The 20156-nt window shown below is 46.8% G+C and carries 11 protein-coding genes, 1 tRNA gene and 1 pseudogene; 10 read left to right on the top strand and 3 right to left on the bottom strand.

Features of this window, described 5'->3' with window-relative positions:
- Nucleotides 1-4714 (bottom strand): DUF4011 domain-containing anti-phage protein Hhe (gene hhe / locus HA41_RS10495; RefSeq protein WP_094120743.1); only part of this gene is annotated, 4714 nt, incomplete at its 3' end.
- Nucleotides 4715-5132: 418 nt separating this feature from the next.
- Here hhe and hsdR point away from each other — a divergent pair.
- The 5 genes from hsdR (at nucleotide 5133) to HA41_RS21100 (ending at nucleotide 12663) form a co-directional block, all read left to right on the top strand.
- Complete coding sequence (hsdR, locus tag HA41_RS10490) at nucleotides 5133-7565, top strand: EcoAI/FtnUII family type I restriction enzme subunit R (RefSeq protein WP_094120742.1); 2433 nt, start codon at nucleotides 5133-5135, stop codon at nucleotides 7563-7565.
- Nucleotides 7566-7637: 72 nt separating this feature from the next.
- Nucleotides 7638-9116, top strand: a complete 1479-nt coding sequence (locus HA41_RS10485; RefSeq protein ID WP_094120741.1) for an N-6 DNA methylase — start codon at nucleotides 7638-7640, stop codon at nucleotides 9114-9116.
- Nucleotides 9116-10912: a restriction endonuclease subunit S gene (locus HA41_RS10480; RefSeq protein ID WP_094120740.1), complete on the top strand. Its 1797-nt coding sequence runs from the start codon at nucleotides 9116-9118 to the stop codon at nucleotides 10910-10912. Before HA41_RS10485 ends, HA41_RS10480 begins: the two co-directional genes overlap by 1 nt.
- Nucleotides 10913-10922: 10 nt before the next feature.
- Entirely contained in the window at nucleotides 10923-12026 is a 1104-nt protein-coding gene (locus HA41_RS10475; protein WP_094120739.1) for a PDDEXK family nuclease, read from the top strand.
- Nucleotides 12027-12504: 478 nt separating this feature from the next.
- Nucleotides 12505-12663 carry a hypothetical protein gene (locus HA41_RS21100; protein WP_167373379.1) on the top strand — a complete coding sequence of 53 codons (159 nt, stop codon included), beginning with the start codon at nucleotides 12505-12507 and terminating at the stop codon, nucleotides 12661-12663.
- Between the two features lie 239 nt (nucleotides 12664-12902).
- On the opposite strand, the gene HA41_RS10460 is transcribed toward HA41_RS21100, so the two are convergent.
- Nucleotides 12903-14207, bottom strand: a complete 1305-nt coding sequence (locus HA41_RS10460; protein ID WP_094120737.1) for a tyrosine-type recombinase/integrase — start codon at nucleotides 14205-14207, stop codon at nucleotides 12903-12905.
- 147 nt (nucleotides 14208-14354) lie between these two features.
- Here HA41_RS10460 and HA41_RS20990 point away from each other — a divergent pair.
- The 5 genes and pseudogenes from HA41_RS20990 to yjjJ all read left to right on the top strand — a co-directional run bounded on the left by HA41_RS20990 (nucleotide 14355) and on the right by yjjJ (nucleotide 17951).
- Nucleotides 14355-14439, top strand: a tRNA-Met gene (locus HA41_RS20990).
- Between the two features lie 238 nt (nucleotides 14440-14677).
- Nucleotides 14678-15136, top strand: a pseudogene (locus HA41_RS10455) (STM2901 family protein).
- Nucleotides 15130-15468 carry a DUF1493 family protein gene (locus HA41_RS10450; RefSeq protein ID WP_094120736.1) on the top strand — a complete coding sequence of 113 codons (339 nt, stop codon included), beginning with the start codon at nucleotides 15130-15132 and terminating at the stop codon, nucleotides 15466-15468. Before HA41_RS10455 ends, HA41_RS10450 begins: the two are co-directional and overlap by 7 nt.
- Nucleotides 15469-15485: 17 nt before the next feature.
- Nucleotides 15486-15971 (top strand): Hcp family type VI secretion system effector, encoded by a 486-nt coding sequence (locus HA41_RS10445; protein ID WP_094120735.1) that lies wholly within the window; start codon nucleotides 15486-15488, stop codon nucleotides 15969-15971.
- A 675-nt stretch (nucleotides 15972-16646) separates the two neighbouring features.
- Complete coding sequence (gene yjjJ, locus HA41_RS10440) at nucleotides 16647-17951, top strand: type II toxin-antitoxin system HipA family toxin YjjJ (RefSeq protein WP_094120745.1); 1305 nt, start codon at nucleotides 16647-16649, stop codon at nucleotides 17949-17951.
- A 54-nt stretch (nucleotides 17952-18005) separates the two neighbouring features.
- Here yjjJ and HA41_RS10435 read toward each other — a convergent pair whose 3' ends face one another.
- Nucleotides 18006-19340: a gluconate:H+ symporter gene (locus HA41_RS10435; protein WP_094120734.1), complete on the bottom strand. Its 1335-nt coding sequence runs from the start codon at nucleotides 19338-19340 to the stop codon at nucleotides 18006-18008.
- Nucleotides 19341-20156 lie beyond the last annotated feature (816 nt).

Raw genomic sequence — 20156 nt, 5'->3', positions numbered from 1 at the left:
GCCGGTTCTTAACAAAGAGTGCATCGCTTTTCGTTCTTAACCGATCAATAGCTGCATCAGCTTGAGAGTCTTCACGACACATTTCGTCAATGGCTCGTTCAATTTGTTCACGCTGCTTTGAGTTCATGGCTACGATCCCCAAAGACTCCTCAGGTGAATGAATTGCATGTAAAGCCACAGCCTTGGCAATAACCCGAGCTTCTTCAATATTATGCTGAGTAATAAAACGACCGTTTTTAACGAAGCTGAATTTAACGCCATACTCTGGAGCATGAGCGTTAGGTGAAGGGAAAACAACTAAATCGCTATTATAAAAATGACGGTTAGAGTAGGCAATCAGGCTCTCGTGCTGAGAACGATAATGCCATCTTAAACGGCGCATTTTGAAAAGCGGCAAAGAGGCATCAAGGATACTGTCAGTCTGACTTACTGCAGCAGTGTCTTCGTCATCATCATCAATGCCTGCACGATCAAAGAAGCTGGTTGGCGGAAGCTGTTTAGGGTCACCAACTACGACAATTTGCTTACCGCGCGCGATAACTCCCATCGCATCCTCAGGCTTAACCTGTGAAGCTTCATCCATCACAACAAGATCAAATTCAATGTCACCCGGTTGAAGGTAATTAGCCGCAGACATTGGCCCCATCATAAAACAGGGCTTCAACTGGAGCAGTGCGCGACCGGCTCGATTAATAAGTTGACGAATCGGAACGTGCCGCGTCTTCTTGCCGGTCTCGTTTCTGATAAGAGCCATTTCCGTGTAGTCTGCTTTTCTTCCCCCTGATGCGCCCTGGGGAACCGGATTGCTTGCAATGACGGCTGCTATACGTTCACGCTGTAATTTCTGAAGCGCCTTGTCATAGTCACGAAATGTTTTTTGCATGGCGCTCCGGCTATTACCCGACACCCGTAGAAGATGTGGACGTTCAGAAGCAACTTCGCGCGCCAGCTGATCGAAAATAGCCACCTGCAAGCCGGTATCGATTTGTTCAATTGCAAGTGTATGGCCCATGATCGCATCACGGATACGCTGTAGCCCATTACTTTCAATAGCTTTAGATACGCGGGTAAAATTAAGCCAACCATTTAACCATCGAGGTTTAGATATTGCTTCTTTATTACGCTCTATTAATGCGGAGAGACGATCCTGGCATCGCTGTTGCCATTGCACAATATCAAGCTGAGTCTCCTGTGCAAAATTCATTTGCCGGTCTGTTTTAATTTGCCACTTATGCTCAAGGGCGTGAAAATGCTGTTGCAGGCTTCGGTACTCATCGCCGCCGGATAAATTTTTGATAGCATCAGACAAATCAGAGTTGTGGATTTTTTCACGCATTTTTTCTGTAAAAGTAATGGTTTCACTCATCACATTTAGAAGACGCGTATTATCTTTACTTGCTCCGAAAGCCATTTCATTTGCTATCGCAAAAATATCGCCAGGCAACATATCTTCACCTAAAATACGCTGCTTTTCTTGTATTTGATGCAAGATGACGATCTTTTCATTTACTGTCTCCAAAGTAAGTTGCTCAGCTGTAAACCATTGCTGTATTGGAAACAGTGCATCCTTAAGGTTGGCTATAAGTGGTGAAAAAATATTTGTGTTACCGGCCAGTGTTTGAACGTTTTCAGGGAACAAAACGTTTGATGGGATAGTTTCTTCAAACTCTTTCAGTTTGGTCAGATGCTGCGAGATTTGAGTATCCACACCCTGATGTCTTAACTGCTGGATACCTTTGAAAATCTGACTATCCAAAGTGAGTAAAGCGCTGCCTATGGCAACGTTAGCGCCGAAGCCGATACCCCAGACACTACGCACTTTGCTATACCAGTCTCGAAGCTGCCGCATCTGGTTCGGCTCGGTTTCTAATCCTTGATAAAGCTCACCGAAAATTTGGCTAAAATTACGTGCCTCAAACTCAGTTAGTTCTTGAGCATACTGACGAAGCTTGGGCAGTTCATCATAAAGCGTCTTCCATTTTGTATTAGGTTCGCTGGATAAGCCGACTAGCGTATTTTTGGCTTGTCGCCATGAGCCGCTTAACCAGCTAAACAAGCCAGAGTCTTTCAAGCTGCTTTCAATAGTCTTCAGCTGTTCATCATCAGTTACTTTATTCAGTACAAAGCGTGACTTTAACTGGCCGCGCAGGGTATGTAACGATGCCAACCGCTGGCTTAACTCTTCGATCAGCGGCTCGATACCATCATCATCGAACCTTTCATGTCTGTATTTAACTAAATCGCCAGGTAGCTCAAATGCAACATAAATAAATGTCGCTATTTGACTAAAACCTTGCGGAGTAGCAGGAAATCTTTCGGAAACAGAAGATGGTAAAGATTCAAGTAGTGCGGAAAGATGCTGACGATCTGCTTCAAAAGAAACATACATTTGCTCTAAACTACGAATCAGACGTACGACATCAGCAAGCGTGGTCACGCTATCCAGACCAAATGTTTTAGCGATATTCGGGAAGTCAGGCGCAGAAGTCCCTTCCTCAAGGAGACGCAATTTTTCAGGCATCAGGTAGTCAGCCATATGACGATAATCAGCCTGAACGACATTGAAATCCACCAGCCAATTTTTTAAATGTTCAACCTTATTATCATCAAGTTTGGCGTAAGCCTGAAAATCAGCTTCAGCGGGCAGATCCGGAAGTCGACCGGACAACTCAACTAACTGAGTCTGCCAGCTCATTTCGTCATGATTGGCAGTAACAATCGAATACTGATTTAGAAAATCTGAGAGTGCCTGCTGCCATGAGATTAGCGCTACATTCCATTCATTCAGAACTGAAACAATTCTATCACTGTCGAAAAGCTGGATATCGACGTTATTGATGCCATACCAGGGATGCTCCAATAGTTCAGCCTGCTCACCGACCTGTTGACGAAATTCCACAACTACATCTTTAAACTCTTTGATTTGGTCACGTAGTCTTAACTGCGCCACGCGATTCAATTTCTGCCCCGAAAGGTTTTCTATATGCAGTTGAGTTGGATCGATACCGAGTTCGCGTCGATAGCGTGTCGCCCCGGTCAAAATCTGGTGAACAGTAAGCTCGGTATGCTTCCAGATCTCATTAATTTCCTGAGCGTAGCTGTTTAACTGACTCTTCAAATCTTCATAGCGTGAAATCTCTGCGTCAATTTGCGCAGGCGTTTTTTGCAATGTCGGATTATGCAGCCTTTTCTGAATATCCTCTAAAACCTTACGCTTATGCGATTTATGGCTATGAAGCTCCAGACAAAAGTCACCTAATCCCGCCTTATCGAGTCTGTGTTTTACCACCTCTAGCGCAGCGAGCTTTTCCGCAACAAAGAGAACCTTTTTACCATTCAGCATCGCAGCGGCAATAAGGTTCGTTATTGTTTGTGATTTCCCCGTCCCTGGTGGCCCTTCGATTACCAAATTTTCACCGTTTACAGCATCAATCAGAGCGCTATGCTGCGAACTATCAGCATCATAAATAAGCGGAAATTTTTCATGAATGTTATCGAGAGTATCGATCGAATACTCCCTGGACAAGCTTCCTGTATTCGAATTATTTTCCGCCTGAGACGTAAAAAGGCGTTTGATCACTTCATGATTCAGTAAGTTTTTACTGCCTTGAGGCCAGCGCTCTGGATCAAGATCCAGATACATCAGCATCTTGCTGAAGTTTAATAAGCTCAATGCTCCGTAGCGACGCACTTTCCAGCGCGGCTTATTCTTTTCGATGATTGCCTGTATTTGTTTGAAGTAAGTTTCAGGCAACATCTCGTCATCAAGGCTGGGCAAGGCAAGACCAAAATCGCCCTGTAATTTTTCATGCAGCGACAAATTAGGGATAATGTCTTCCCCGGTATAACGTAAGTGGTAACGATAGAGGCCGGCCTGTGGATCGAGCTTGCCTTTCTCAAGCGTCACCGGAACAGTAAAGAGTGGAGCAAGTCTAGCCTTATCTGAATCTTCGCTTTCATACCATTCCAGAAAGCCAAGGGACAAATAGAGAATACCAGCCCCCGTCTCTTCAATTGCGACCTGCGCCTTACCATGGATAGAACGCAACACAGCTTCCAGCTCGGCTGGATAGTAAAGTGTTTGGATTTGGTCATCGGTCAGGGATGCCTGAACGGATGGTTTACGCAACGGCTTGCCCGCTTTCGTATCGCGCTCAAACTCACCGATATCTTTGTAGCCAAGCCGGGTAAGAAGAGAATCCAGATGTTGGCCTGGAAGGCCGGAGTTAGCCTCAGTACTTCTGATGCCTGCTAAAGAGCCCCCGTTTTCTTTCAGATGCTCAAGGATGACATCTCTTGCTTTGATTACCAGCTCATAATCTTCAGATGAGATATTGTTTTGGGCGCTGCTCAGCAACTCATAGCTGGTATTGATACCCAATTTTCCAGCCCAGGTTTTCGCATCGGGCAATGATTTCGTTGCTTTTTCTTCTGCTGAAGAAGCATTTTTTTCCAGATAACCAAACTGCTGTAACTGTGCTTTGGTCGGATCCGGAACAGGAGCGAACTGCATGACCTGTTCTGACCTGAGGGTTTGAAATAGCTGATCTGGCAGCTCATTGATGATACGTAAGGAAGAATGCTTTTGGTTAACCGGAAAATTTAATAGCCTATTTCGTGAAGTCAAATCCAGCAATTTACGCCGCATATCCTCAAGTGATTTAAGGATATACCCTTGAGATTTGTCATTGATTGAAGAAGAGTGTTCCGCCATATCAAACCCTGTAGATCATAGCAAAAGATTAAAAGAACTCACCAACCTGTCTGTTTTCAATGTCTGTCAGAAATAAAAGCCGTGCCACTTAAAGTCACTCTGGCTGTCGTGACGAGTTCTGATTTTTATTACTAAAGATGGTGAATTCAGAGACAGACCTTACCGGGAGACAGGCTTCCTTTTTATCTGGGAAACCCAACCGGTAAGCATCGGATAGCAAAATCATACCCTGAGCAGTGATGAACACAAGAGGATAATCAATAAGGAGGGTTTAACAAAAAGCACCAAGCTGCATATTTGACTTAGCAAGGTTAAAGATCTCACCGTGCTGATTCTGTTGCCTAAAGACATTAACGAAGCACTTTATTTGTGCAAGAATTGGTCCATATTCCTTCACTTTAATCTGACCGGAAATGCTATGGCTGGCGTGAACAAAGCTCAACTGACTGAAACCGACATCGTAACTAAATTTATTCTGCCTGCGGTCAAGAAGGCCGGATGGGATGACATGACGCAAATTCGCCAGGAGGTGAAGTTACGTGATGGCAAGGTAGTTGTGCGGGGTAAGCTGGCATCCCGTCAGAAAGTCAAATCAGCAGATATAGTGCTCTACCATAAGCCTGGCTTACCGCTGGCAGTCATCGAAGCGAAAGCAAACAAGCATGAAATTGGCAAAGGGATGCAACAGGGACTTGGTTATGCCGCCTTGTTAGAGGTTCCTTTCGTCTTTGCCTCCAATGGTGATGGCTTCGTATTTCACGACAAAACGAACTCCTATCAGCTGGAACGAGAGATTACACTTGAAGAGTTCCCAACGCCTGCTGAGTTATGGGGGAAGTTCTGTCTCTGGAAAGGTTATACCGCCGCACAACTACCTGTTATTACGCAGGACTACTATGAAGACGGCTCCGGTAAATCGCCGCGCTATTATCAGCTTCAGGCAATCAATAAAACGCTTGAGGCTATCTCAGCAGGCCAGAACCGCATCTTATTAGTGATGGCAACCGGCACCGGCAAAACCTACACTGCCTTCCAGATTATCTGGCGGTTATGGAAAGGCAGGCACAAGAAACGCATTCTGTTCCTTGCCGATCGCAACATTCTTGTTGATCAAACCCGCACCAATGATTTCCAACCTTTTGGGCAGGCAATGACCAAAATCACTGGCCGCACTGTCGATCCCGCTTACGAAATCCATCTGGCGCTGTATCAGGCGATGACAGGAACCGAAGAGCATGAAAAAGCGTATAAGCAGGTTGCGCGTGACTTCTTCGACCTGATCATCATTGACGAATGCCATCGCGGCAGCGCCGCTGAAGACAGTGCCTGGCGCGAGATTCTGGAATATTTTAGTAGTGCGACTCAGGTCGGTTTAACAGCGACGCCGAAAGAGACCCATGAGGTTTCAAATACGGACTATTTCGGTGAGCCGGTCTATACCTATTCGCTTAAACAGGGCATTGAGGATGGCTTCCTGGCACCTTACAAAGTCGTACGCGTTGATATCAATGTTGACCTGCAAGGATGGCGTCCAGCGAAAGGGGAAGTCGATAAAAATGGTGAGCTGATAGAAGATCGCATCTACAACCAAAAAGATTTTGATCGCAACTTAGTCATTGATGAACGCACTCAGCTGGTGGCAGAAACCATTACGGATTACCTCAAACGTACCAACCCCATGGATAAAACCATCGTCTTCTGTAATGACATCCCTCATGCAGAGCGGATGCGGCGCGCACTGGTAAATCTCAACGCAGCGCAAATGAAAGAAAATGACAAATACATTATGCGTATTACAGGTGATGAGACCGAGGGGAAAAACCAGCTGGATAACTTCATCAATCCGAAGAAGCCCTACCCGGTTATCACCGTAACATCAGAACTGATGACAACGGGTGTCGATGCCAAAACCTGTAAGCTGGTTGTGCTTGAACAAAACATACAGTCGATGACCAAATTTAAGCAGATCATCGGACGCGGCACGCGTATTGATGAACGCTACAACAAACTATGGTTCACCATTCTGGATTTCCGAAAAGCCACCGAGCTGTTTGCAGATGAACGCTTTGATGGCTTGCCTGTGAAAGTCATAACGACGACAAAAGATGAGGTCGCCGATCCAGAGTCAGATTTTGATGAACAGCTGGAAGATGAAGTATCATATGGAGCGGGTCAAACAGGCCATGCAGAAGAACCATCGCCGGATTATCCCTCTGGCACCTCAACAGAAACCGAACCTGACGGCGAAATGCCCGAAACAGACGAGGAACGACGCAGGAAGTTTTATGTTAAAGGCGTTGCTGTTAACGTGTTATCTAAACGCGTTCAGTATTACGACGCTGACGGTAAGCTGGTCACCGAATCATTTCAGGATTACACCCGTCGTACGCTGATGAAAGAGTACGCGTCTTTAAATGACTTTGTTCAGCGCTGGCAAAGTGCTGAACGTAAACAGGCCATTATCGAAGAGCTGGAACAGCAAGGTATTATCTGGGATGTACTGACGGAAGAGGTCGGCAAAGAGCTGGATCCCTTCGATATGCTCTGCCATGTCGTGTACGGCCAGCCGCCGCTCACCCGCCGTGAACGCGCCGATAATGTGCGTAAGCGTAACTACTTTACCAAGTACTCTGAGTCGGCTCAGACCGTCTTGAGCAACCTGCTCGATAAATACGCCGATGCGGGCGTAAAGGAAATCGAAGATATTCAGGTACTGAAGCTTCGACCTTTTGATACCATGGGCCGCCCTTTGGAGATCATCAAAAAGAACTTTGGTGACAAGGAAAGCTACATGAGTGCCGTGAGTGAACTGGAAAACGAAATCTACGAACTCCCTCCTCGCTCGGCCTGATTCCCTTTCAATGTCTGTCACCGTAGCGACCGCTCGGTGGCAGACTTTTTTATTACGGAAATTGCAACAAACATGTCTATCAGTTCAGTTATCAAATCCTTACAGGACATTATGCGTAAAGACGCCGGTGTGGACGGCGATGCGCAACGTCTGGGCCAGCTTTCATGGCTGTTGTTTTTAAAAATATTCGACACTCAGGAAGAAGAGCTGGAAGCCATAATGGATGCTGAAGAGTATCGTCTGCCGGTTCCCGCACGTTATCTGTGGCGCAACTGGGCGGCTGATGCAGAAGGTATAACGGGCGACGCGCTACTTGAGTTCGTTAATGACGATCTCTTCCCTGCCCTGAAAAACCTGCCTGCGCCTCGCGATAAAAATCCACGTGGATTTGTGGTACGGGAAGCTTTCAGCGACGCCTATAACTATATGAAAAACGGCACGCTGCTGCGTCAGGTCATCAACAAACTGAATGAGATTAATTTCGGCGACAGCAACGAACGTCATCTGTTTGGCGACATCTACGAACAGATTCTGCGCGACCTGCAAAGCGCCGGTAACGCTGGTGAGTTTTATACACCACGCGCCGTTACCCGCTTTATGGTTAACCGTATCGATCCCAGACTGGGCGAGCGCGTGATTGACCCTGCCTGCGGCACTGGCGGATTTCTGGCTTGTACGGTTGATCATATCAAAGCCAACTACGTTCACAGTACCGACGATCACCAAACGCTGCAGAAGCAGATTCATGGCGTAGAGAAAAAGCAGCTGCCGCACCTGCTTTGTACCACTAATATGCTGCTGCATGGCATTGAAGTCCCGGTACAGATTCGCCATGACAATACGTTAAGCAAGCCGCTCTCTTCATGGGATGAGCAGTTCGATGTGATTGTTACCAACCCGCCATTTGGCGGCACCGAAGAAGATGGCATCGAGAAAAACTTTCCCTCTGAAACACAAACGCGCGAAACTGCTGACCTCTTCCTGCAGTTGATTGTGGAAGTGCTGGCAGATCAAGGACGCGCCGCTGTCGTTCTTCCGGATGGCACGCTATTTGGTGAAGGTGTTAAAACCAAAATCAAAAAGCTGCTGACAGAAGAGTGCAACCTGCACACTATCGTGCGCCTTCCGAATGGCGTGTTTAACCCCTACACCGGTATCAAAACCAATATTCTGTTCTTCACTAAAGGTCAGCCAACCAAAGAGGTGTGGTTCTACGAGCACCCTTACCCGGACGGCGTGAAGAACTACAGCAAAACCAAGCCGATGAAGTTTGAAGAGTTCCAGGCTGAAATCGACTGGTGGGGGAATGAAGCTGATGGTTTTGCAAGCCGTGAAGAGAACAATCAGGCGTGGAAAGTCAGCATCGACGACATCATCGCCCGCAACTTTAACCTCGACATCAAGAACCCGTACCAGGGTGAAACCATCAGCCACGACCCGGACGAACTACTGGCGAAATTCCAGCAGCAGCAGGGCGAAATAAGCGAGCTGCGCAACCAGCTACGCGACATCCTCGGGGCCGCGCTAGCAGGTAACAAGGGGGCAAACTGATGGCCGTTGAAAAACTGATAACCGACCATTTCGATACCTGGACTTCCGCCTTGCAAACCCGCTCGACAGCCGGGAGAAGCAGCAACGGTAAAATCGATCTGTACGGTATTAAAAAACTGCGTGAGCTGATCCTGGAACTGGCAGTGCGCGGCAAACTGGTGCCGCAAGATCCGAATGATGAACCGGCGTCAGAGCTGTTAAAGCGTATTGCCGCAGAGAAAGTGGAGCAGGTAAAGCAGGGGAAAATTAAAAAGCAGAAGCCTTTGGCAAAAATAAGTGAAGATGAGAAGCCGTTTGAGTTGCCCGTGGGTTGGGAATTCTGCCAACTCGGTGACTTTGCGAATATTGTGAGAGGTATAACATTTCCTGGCAATGAAAAATCAAAGGAGGCATCTAATAACAAAATCGCCTGCCTCCGAACTGCAAACATTCAAGAAAATATTGACTGGAATGATCTCATTTATGTTCCAAAAGAGTTCATCAAAAGAAATGACCAAACCCTCCTTAATAATGACATTGTAATGTCAATGGCAAATAGCAGAGAGTTGGTAGGCAAAGTTGCACTTGCAACTATTCCGAATAAAACGACTGTAACATTTGGAGGTTTTTTAAGCGTCTTGCGCCCCATCATTATAGACCCAAAATTTTTGATGCTACTTTTGAGATGTGATACTAATAAATCTCAGTTGATTGAATCATCAAGTCAGACAACAAATATTGCTAATATTTCGCTAGCTAAGTTAAACCCTTTAATTGTAGGGCTTCCTCCTTTAGCTGAGCAAGCTAAAATAACTAATTCAGTCAATGAGCTTCTTTCTATCTGTGACCAACTGGAACAGCAATCTCTGACCAGTCTGGACGCACATCAGCAACTGGTTGAAACTCTGCTGGCAACACTCACTAATAGCCAGAACGCCGAAGAGTTAGCCGAAAATTGGGCGCGAATCAGCCAGCATTTCGACACGCTGTTTACTACCGAATCCAGTATTGATGCGCTTAAGCAAACCATTCTGCAACTGGCGGTGATGGGCAAACTGGTGCCGCAGGATCCGAGTGATGAGCCCGCATCCGAACTGCTTAAACGTATTGAGCAGGAAAAATCGCAACTGGTGAAAGAAGGTAAAATTAAAAAACAAAAACCTTTGCCGCCAGTTAGTGATGAGGAAAAGCCTTTTGAGTTGCCGGAGGGGTGGGCGTGGTGCCGAATTGGTGACATTATAGGAAACATCGATGCAGGTTGGAGTCCAGCATGTATGCCTGAGCCGTCGCCAAATGAAGAAGTATGGGGTGTATTGAAAACTACTGCCGTACAAACATTAGAGTATAGAGAACAGGAGAATAAAACTTTACCAAGCAGCAAGCAACCTCGACCACAATATGAAGTAAAACCTGGTGACATTTTGATAACAAGAGCAGGACCGAAGAATCGAGTGGGGATTTCTTGCCTGGTTGAAAAAACGCGCATGAAATTAATGATATCAGATAAAATAATCAGGTTTCATTTAGCCTCCACTGATATATCAGCACGTTACATATCTTTATGCCTTAATTGTGGCGTGACTGCTGAGTATTTAGAATCATCTAAATCAGGTATGGCTGAAAGCCAGATGAATATATCTCAAGATGCCTTGAAGTTCGCTCCTGTCGCACTTCCCCCTAGTAGAATTCAAATAAAAGTAATTTCACTAGTTGAAGATTTTTTTAGCGTTTGCGACCACTTAAAATCCCACCTGCAATCCGCGCAGCAAACCCAGCTTCATCTGGCGGATGCACTCACTGACGCAGCATTAAACTAAGGAATAGACGATGCCGGTTCATCATGCTATCTGGCGAGTAGGGGATAACCCTCAGCCGCTGACCATCAGCAAGCTGGTCAGTGAGAGTTTGCTGGAAAGAATGATTTTAAACGACCCAACCATTCTTTCAGACCAGTGGATGATTATCGGGCATCAGGAAAATACGCTCGATAAGGGGCGTATTGATCTGCTGGCGATAGCGCCTGATGCCTCGCTAATCCTGATAGAGCTGAAACGCGACCGCACACCGCGCGAGGTAGTCGCTCAGGCGCTGGATTACGCTTCGTGGGTGGACGATTTAACCGCAGACCGCCTGTCACAAATTTATGAAAAATTCTCTGGCGGCGGTAATCTGGGTGACGCCTTTAAGCAACGTTTCAATACTGAGTTAGAAGAAGAGTCTATTAACCAGTCGCATCAAATCATTATCGTAGCGGCGGAACTGGATCCGTCCACCGAACGCATTGTCGACTACCTGAGCAAAAATGGTATCTCTATCAACGTGCTGTTCTTCAAAGTCTTTCAGCACGGGGATGAACAGTTTTTAAGTCGCGCCTGGCTTCTCGATCCCAGCGAGACGCAAACTAACGCTGCTCAGGCCACCGCAGGTACGAGTGCTCAATCAAAAGAACCCTGGAACGGACAGTTCTATGTCTCGTTCGGTGACTCAAATAGTCGTAACTGGGAAGAGGCGCGCCGTTATGGCTTTATCAGTGCCGGTGGCGGAAGCTGGTACAGCCAGACCTTAAAACAGCTTCAGCCCGGTCAACGCGTCTGGGTTAACATCCCAAAAACAGGTTATGTTGGCGTCGGTATTGTGCAAAGTGCCGTTGAGCCAGCCAGCAGCTTTACAATCAATACTGAGGCTGGCGAAAAACTCGCGATGGACGTGCTTAAACATGGAAACCTTTATCACGATAACTCAGGTGATCCCGATAAATCTGAGTATTTTGTTTCAGTGAAGTGGCTTGAAACCCGTAGTGAACAGGATGCAGTAAATGAACTTGGATTCTTCGGTAATCAAAATACCGTTTGTAAACCGACAACGCCAAAATGGCGACACACTGTTGAAAGGTTGAAAAATCACTTCATAAACTGGAATACTAACGAGTAGAATTTTCCGGCATTCAGGCGAATGGATTTTAACAAGGATCATAACAATGCGTAAAATCCTCCACTCCGAATACCCGTTCCGGCGGTCACACGAAGGTGTGGCTGCCCCGACGGTATATTCGGGGATTACCCATGCATACAAGAAATCGAGCGTTTCGTCGCCATCATATGAAAAGGCTCAAAACTAAACGCGGTCGTTACAATAATGCGGCTTACAGCTGGCCTGAAGGTGCTACTAACGTCAATATCGGTAAGGCTTATCATACGCCATGTCTCTGTTCATGCTGGATGTGTGGACATCAGCGTTTTCATCACGGAATGAACATGCAAGAAGTGAGAGCAAGAGCCAGGTACCAGGATTAAGCAGATTAGCCCACCTCAATGGTGGGCTACCTCCCGGGAAACACCCTCTGATAAACCATCTTGTAAGCTCATCTCCCACCCACTACAAACCCGATAAGCACAATGAGGACCTCACAATGCAAAGTCGAGCCACCAGCGCCAAAATAACCAAACAACAAATTTACCGCTCCGTTGCCAGCTCAACGGCTATTGAAACGGGTGAAGATGTGCAGAAAGTTGAGCAAAATCTTAAGCAGTATCAAGCTAAAGCAAAAGCTATCGGTTTAGCTCGCTAATTTGGCAAAAAATCGTCAACAAGCTGTATCATCGGCATATAATTGTCAGTGATTTCGGCCTGAATAGCCTTGAAAAACGCTTTATGCCCGTCAAAAAGACTGTAAACCAGTATCTGCGTGAACTGATAACACATCAAATTCCGCTTGATCGATAATGCCCAGTCTATTATCAATGCGCTGTCCGATGAACCTGACTCGCGTATGCTCTCCAAATAATTCAGACTATATCCAGCCAATTCTTATCCTCTCTGGAATAAATTCACCACATTGCTGGTGGCCTGCTCAACATGATTAACCCTGTTTTCCCACTGTTCTAATGCCCTTCTTTTCTCTACGAGATAATCATAACGGTCATAGTGCTTCGAGCTGACATCCTGCAATGCATGGTTTTGAATGCGGTCACGCAACTCTTTCGAGACACCGATTTCGCCCATCAGCGTTTTGCAGGTCCGCCGTAAATCCCTCGCAACAAACACCGGATGATCAGGAAAGTGCTCGCGATAATAGATAATTGCCTGCGCAAAGCTGTCAGTTCGTAGATGCTTGCCCGCATCCAGTCGCTGCGGGAAGATAAACGGACTATCGTTAACGTTTTCCACCTTCAGCCTTTCCAGCATTTCGACCGCTGAATCCGTTAACGGCACCAGATGGTCACGCTTGTTCTTTGAAACGTCAGCAACGATCAACAGCGTTTTCTCTTCCCAGTTCACGGCATCCCACCGACTGGAAGCCAGTTCATGTGGGCGCTGACCACCAGCGTAAACACATAAATTAAGCAGCAAACTCACCGTGCTGCCAACGCCTGGCGTTTTGGGAAAGTCACCCATCAGCTGTTGCAGTTCATTCAACTTCAGCCAGTTCGTCCCCGCTTTTTCTGCAGCCGACTGTTTGGGGATGACGCTCACCGGGTTCATCTCAAGCCCAAACATCACGTTCTGCTGATGGTTGGCCGGATCGTTATCCGCTTTAAGCCCGTAGTTGAAAGCTGCCATCAGATAAGAACGCACACGGTTTGCTTCAACGCTCGCACCGCGCTGAATGATAGCGGACAGAATCTGTTTGATATGTAACGGTGTGACTTCGTTAGCTTTGATATCTTTGGCGATAAAGGAATACGTTTCTTTCTCCAGACGGTAGAGCACCTGCTTCCATGTCCGCTTTCCATCTTCACGCATTTTGTTGGTGTAACCCTGAATAAGCTGCTCGATGCTGCCCTTTAACTGTTCAGCGCGCTTTTGCTTTTCCAGCGCGATTTCCTGTTCAGCCTTTTCGACCTTAGGGTTCTTCCCTTCCTTCAGCGTACCGGCATAACCTTTCGTAAGCTGACGAGCCTGAGCTAACGACATTTCAGGGTAACGACCCAACTGAATGAAGTGGCGTTTAGCATCCCAGTAATAGCGATAGTAGAAAACCCGCTGCCCGGATGGCTCAACTTTAACGCCCAGACGCCCTGCTCCGCGCTCACCACTTTTGTCCCATACCTGATAAGCCGAGTCGCGAGCTTTAAGACCGCGTACCATTGAGTCCGTTAAATTATCTGCCAAGAGAAAGTCCTTACGAGAATTTTATTGCCGTTTTCTGGGTGATGTAGCAGGTGACGTAAGGATGATACTGAAAGCAAATACCCGGAACAACATGAAACGAAAAAATAACCATAACTCACTGTTTTATAGAAACTAACAGATAAGAGTGGTTAAGATTGGAAAATAATGAAACAAGCTATTCATATGACTCATAATCGCTTGGTCGCTGGTTCAAACCCAGCAGGGGCCACCAAATTTTAGCAGTAAAAACATATAGTCAGACCACTCGAAAGAGCGGTCTTTTTGCTATTTATATTGCTAGTGTCCCCTTTTTGTCCCCTCACATAATTTATTGAAGTGCTCAAGCCACGATCCAGCTAGCTGACGTCTGCAAAACCTCATGGTTACAGAAATTTCCCGGAAAAAATTTCCCCCGCGTCTGATTGCTCAGGAGTATGATTAACAAATCATTACAGTCTGAAGGGTTACTGATGGATACAGTAGAGGAACTAAACGGAACATAGTTCTATGCGGGAAAATCGAATCTTACCGCCTCTGAACTCTTTTTCATGGTGTTTGTTTTCAACACGGCTGATCAGTTCGGCATTAAAGATATTTCAGCAATCTATGCACTGTATGCAGGTATAAATGACCAGGTTACCCGGACTAAACCAGAAACGGCACTGAAAGGAACATCCAGACTTTCAAAAGGTGTGAGGAAAGTATTCGGAAATAGAATGTTCCCGTTCGGATTGAAAATGCCTACATGGATCGGCGGCTACACTCCGTGGACTGTAAAACGCAGGATGGTGAGGAAGGTCGGTACATGGGTAGGCCGTACTATTCCGTTAGTTGGCGAGGTTGTTCTTTTGGTTGATGTTTCACAGATAACCTACAATTCAATCCGCGAATATAACACCATAGCAAGAGGCAATGATAAGTTATGGTGATCGGTGATGACGACATTGAGCAACGAGTACTACGCATGTTTTCTGTACGTGCTGGTGCCTACATGTTCAGGAAAAAGAAATATGACACGTACACGCCAGAAGCAAATATTCATTTTGATGTTCAGCTTGATCGGGATGATATTGAAGAATTAGTTGAAGATTATTCAAAAGAATTTGCCGTTGATATGTCTGATTTCCATCTTGAAGCCTACTACCCCAAAATAAAACATTCATGGAATCCATTCAGGAAACCTGATCCTGTCGATGTTCCTGATTTCACAATTGACATGTTTATTAAATCGGCCAGAGCCGGTAAATGGTTATACGATTAACGCAAGGAGCTAACGAAATGGCTGTACCAGTACATTTATTTTTGACCGACGACGGCGGAGCTACTATTCGTGGTTCCTCTGATGTGCAAGACCGCGAAGGCTCAATGGAGTTAAGGACACTTCACCACAGCCTGACTATCCCTACTGATCCAATGACAGGGAAAGTAACCGGAACACGTCAGCACGCACCATTTCAATTTACTAAAGAGCTTGATAGCGCATCACCTTACCTGTTCAAAGCAGCCGCAACGGGCCAAACGCTGAAAAGTGCAGAGTTCCGCTTCTACCATATCAACCACTCAGGCCAGGAAGTGGAGTATTACCGGATTACACTGGAAAACGTCAAAGTAATTTCTGTTAGTCCGGTGATGCACGACACGCGAGGCTGTCCGGGCACAGGTCATATGGAAGAAGTCGCCCTGAACTACGAGAAGATTACACACCTGTATAAAGACGGCAATTTGCTGGCGCATGACTCCTGGAACGAACGTCCTACAGCATAGCGAAAGGGGATATCCCTGCGAAACAGTTTTCAGATTTTTAAAACAGTTAATCTCTGCTGAAACCCGCACCAGCTAAGACTCTGCGGGTTTTTCTTTATTGTTTTCCCTCGCATAATTTGATCTTCCGGACTCACATAAAATACAAAACCCCATTACTTCTCTGGTAGTTGTGTTTTTCATTAGATCCTCTATAGATCCTTTCCACTGAAAAAACTGAAATTCTTTTTACTCTTTTCAGTTGGCTAACTCTGACAGAAAGCCAGCAGTGGCGCGTCCCGGCAATGCTCTGGCGCAGCTGGCCAATTTTTATTGACCACTACAATTAAGAAATACCGGCCTCCCGGCAGACATCTTTAACAGTTCATCCTGCTTCACCCGACTTAATCACAGCGATGATCTGATGCTCAGTAAAACGGACTTTACGCATAGCGATCTCCTTCGTTGGCAGATTGATTATGCCGGATGATCTCTAAATGTGAATGGCACGATTATGCGGGATACTTACATGACCGCCCTGCCATGGATAGGGTTGAATTTAATTATCCGGATTGCACTAATGAGTCCCCGATCAGGACGTGGGACTATGCCCCTCTGGAGGGACGGATTGTAGAAGAAGTGATAGGGTATACATTCATCTATCTATTCACTTATCTATTCAAAAAGCGATTCAACTTTATGCCCACTCGCTCTGAAACGATACGCCGATTACTCAGCCATGGCCCAACACAAACTCGGCAACTGATTGAAATAATGGGTATTAGCCAGCCAACACTCTCCCGCGCAATAAGAGATATGGGCGATGACATTGTTCGGATTGGAGCGGGTCCATCTATTCAGTACGTTCTGCGCGATGTTTATCGCGGATTTCGATCTGCCCCCATTTACCGCATCACTGATGAAGGGCGCATCAGACCCCTTGGCGAGCTGATTCCGGTTCATCCTGAGGGATTTGTCATGGTACAGACCGACAAAATAAGTCTTCATAGTGACGGGCTGCCGTGGTGGCTGTTTGATATGCGTCCACAAGGGTATCTCGGGCGAGCCTACGCATCAGCCTATGCGACCGCTCTCGGTCTGCCAGCGAATCCAGAACAATGGGCAGACCAGGATGTCGTCAGGGCATTGCTTGCACAGGGCCATGATGCTATCGGCAACCTGCTGATAGGAGAGCAGGCTCGGGAACGTTTCCTTGAAATGCCGGAACCCATCCCCGTTGAGCGCGCCACAGCCTACCCCGCTTTGGCAATAGCGGCTGGAGCCGGTGAAGCACCGGGATCATCTGCAGGCGGGGAACAGCCGAAATTTTGCACTTATACAGAACGCGGTCACGTCTTAGTGAAATTCTCAGCCCCGGACGATAATCCGATTAGCGAACGTTGGCGCGACCTCCTGCTAGCCGAGCACCTGGCATTGAGGGTGCTCGGTGTGGAGACTGAGGTATATGATTTTGGTGGTCAGCGATTCCTGGAGATCCCCCGATTCGACCGCGTTGGCAAACTGGGACGTATTGGCATCTTCTCACTGCGGGCACTTGAGGCAGAATTTGTCGGCAATGCCAGCGCCCCCTGGCCTGTTCTGGTTAACAGCCTTGTGAAGCAAGGGCATGTCCATCCTGATGCCGCAGCGGGTACTGCCCGGCTCTGGGCATTTGGAATGCTAATTGGCAATACCGACATGCACCACGGAAACCTGTCGTTCTTTAGCAGCCACGGTCGCCCGTATCAGCTAGCACCGGCCTACGATATTCTGCCTATGGGGTTCGCTCCCATAGCGGGTGGCGCAATCGTAAACGCGCTTCGACCAGCATCACTACCGGAAGTAATCAGCCGGGATATCTGGCAGGAAGCACTGGGCCTGGCTGAGAACTGCTTTGTTATAGCGAGCCGTTGCGGGCGTTTCTCCGCCAATTTCGCCCCATGCCTTGAGGCATTACGCCATCATCTTGACGAGGCCAGCTCGCGTATCGCCCGTCTGGGATAAATATCAGATAACCTGCCCGCTTAAACCATAGGGTCCAGCTAAGCGGGCCGACACTTACCCTAAAAACTGACTAATCAGCATCACCATTCCCAACCCCACCACTGAGTTAATTAACTCCAGTAATCCCCAGGTTTTAAAGGTGTCTTTCATTGAGATACCAAACGTCTCTTTAAACAATAAAAAGCCACCGTCGTACATCAGGGTAATGGTGTTACTGCCACAGGCGACGGCAAGCACCATTAAGGCGGGATTGAGATCGAAGGCGCCAATCATCGGCGCGACAATACCGGCGGAGGTGATGGCGGCAACCGCGCCCTGTCCGGTAAGAATGCGGATAACGGCAGTGATTAACCAGGCGATAATAAAGGGCGAGAAGGGAACATGGCTCATCAGCTGAACGATGCTGTCACCGACATCAGAATCGATAATCACCTGCTTCAGAATACCGCCGGCGCTGATGACAAAAAGCACGTTGGCAATCTGAGAAATCGATTTTGAGACATGCTGCGTAATGCCATCAGCCGTCATGCCGCGCTTAATGCCCAGAAACCAGATCGCCGTGAAGGTCGCCAGTAACATGCTGATTTCCGCGCTGCCTGACAACTTGCATACCTGAGTTAGCATCGAATCTTCACCCGCCAGCGGTCTTACCACGGAAGCGAGAATCATCAGGATGGCCGGAATCAACGGAATCAGGATACTGATTTTAAAAGAGGGGAGTCGCTGGGGATCGATTTCTTCGATCGGTTTGATAATCGAGTTAAGCGGAATACGGTTAATGCCTGGCAAAAACCTGGGTAATAAGATGCCCGCACAATATAAGGCTGGCAAAATCACCAACATGCCATAAAGGTAGACCTGGACGATATCGGCATTGAACGCGCTTATTAACGCAACCGGGCCAGGCTGAGGCGGGAACAGGCTGTGTCCCATCGTCGCGCCCACCACCGTCGGGATAACCAGTTTCATGTAGGGAATGTTGGCTTTCACCGCGATGTTCATCACCAATGGCATGGCAATCAGAAAGGCAACTTCATAAAACATCGCGATACCAAATATCACCCCAATAAACATCAGACCGATAGAAAGATAGCGGGTACCACAATGCCGTATCACCGTATCGGCAATTTTCTGACTGGCCCCGGATTCGGTCATGAATTTGCCAATAATCGCACCAAATATAATAATCAGCGCGAGGTGACCCATAATACTGCCAATGCCCTGCTGAATAACCGTTACGATTTTACCTAAAGGAATACCGACCATAATGGCTACAAATATGCCGGCAATCAGCAAAGAGAAAATATTATGGACTTTATACTTCAGATTAAGTACAACCAGGATAACGATCCCCGCCAGCACCCAAAAAAGCGATAAAAAAGGTAGCATAAATAGCCTCAAAATAGCGATAGGGTTATAGTGATTTAAAACTAAAATTTTGCGCTGTAACATCCCTGGCAATTACGGTCACTCATCTGTTACCTCTCCGGTAACTCCGATTGCTTTCTTTCACTAATTTCATGCCGAAATAATCAATATCGCGAACAATAAACCAGAGAAAGCTCTCTGCTGGAATAACAACATCCTATCACCTTCGATATTAACGGTTTAAATAGAGACCTGGGCTAATTCGGCTTTCAACAAATTGAATTTATAGAGTTTTTCCTTTCTTCACCTGTTGCAAAACCGTTTATCTGTCTGCTTTAGACAATAAATTAACACTCCCGACGGCCTGCCAAAGCCGCTCTACCATTCTAGTATATTAAAATCTTTTTCGGATGGGTTTGACCGTGCTCACACTGTTGAACATTGTAAAAGCAGCGCATCGCAGGGGATATTTAAGAAGAAATTTTTCTGTCTGATCGGCTATACCGGCGGGAATCTCAATAAATACCTGAAATAGGACAATAAGAAAATCAGGATGAAAAAGCCGGATCATTAAAGCGTTAGTTTATATATTCTTCAGTACCGAATTTTGCTGCCAGGGCAGAGTGTTTCGGCTCCCTATCTTCTCAGCCAGGCGGTTACGCTTTAATTCCCGATAGCTGGCTGCGGCATTCCAGTAATTACAGCCCTCGCGATAACACCCGGCAGGCTGCAAAGCCGCCTTTTCATATTTCGCCGGTCAGATGACACATCGCCCGTTCGCGCTGTCATCTCTGCAAAATCAGGCTGCGCTCCTGGTCTGGGTCAGGGTGTTCAGGG

The organism is Pantoea conspicua, assembly GCF_002095315.1.
Lineage (GTDB): Bacteria > Pseudomonadota > Gammaproteobacteria > Enterobacterales > Enterobacteriaceae > Pantoea > Pantoea conspicua.
Note: the sequence above shows the minus strand (reverse complement) of the source record. Positions and strands in the feature narration are given on the sequence as shown.

Bases quoted from the DNA above. Each gene is read 5' to 3' on its own strand.
- hsdR (WP_094120742.1), top strand. From the start codon at position 5,133: ATGGCTGGCGTGAACAAAGCTCAACTGACTGAAACCGACATCGTAACT.
- HA41_RS21100 (WP_167373379.1), top strand. From the start codon at position 12,505: ATGCAAAGTCGAGCCACCAGCGCCAAAATAACCAAACAACAAATTTAC.
- HA41_RS10485 (WP_094120741.1), top strand. From the start codon at position 7,638: ATGTCTATCAGTTCAGTTATCAAATCCTTACAGGACATTATGCGTAAA.
- yjjJ (WP_094120745.1), top strand. From the start codon at position 16,647: ATGCCCACTCGCTCTGAAACGATACGCCGATTACTCAGCCATGGCCCA.
- HA41_RS10480 (WP_094120740.1), top strand. From the start codon at position 9,116: ATGGCCGTTGAAAAACTGATAACCGACCATTTCGATACCTGGACTTCC.
- HA41_RS10475 (WP_094120739.1), top strand. From the start codon at position 10,923: ATGCCGGTTCATCATGCTATCTGGCGAGTAGGGGATAACCCTCAGCCG.
- HA41_RS10445 (WP_094120735.1), top strand. From the start codon at position 15,486: ATGGCTGTACCAGTACATTTATTTTTGACCGACGACGGCGGAGCTACT.
- HA41_RS10435 (WP_094120734.1), bottom strand. From the start codon at position 19,340: ATGCTACCTTTTTTATCGCTTTTTTGGGTGCTGGCGGGGATCGTTATC.
- HA41_RS10450 (WP_094120736.1), top strand. From the start codon at position 15,130: ATGGTGATCGGTGATGACGACATTGAGCAACGAGTACTACGCATGTTT.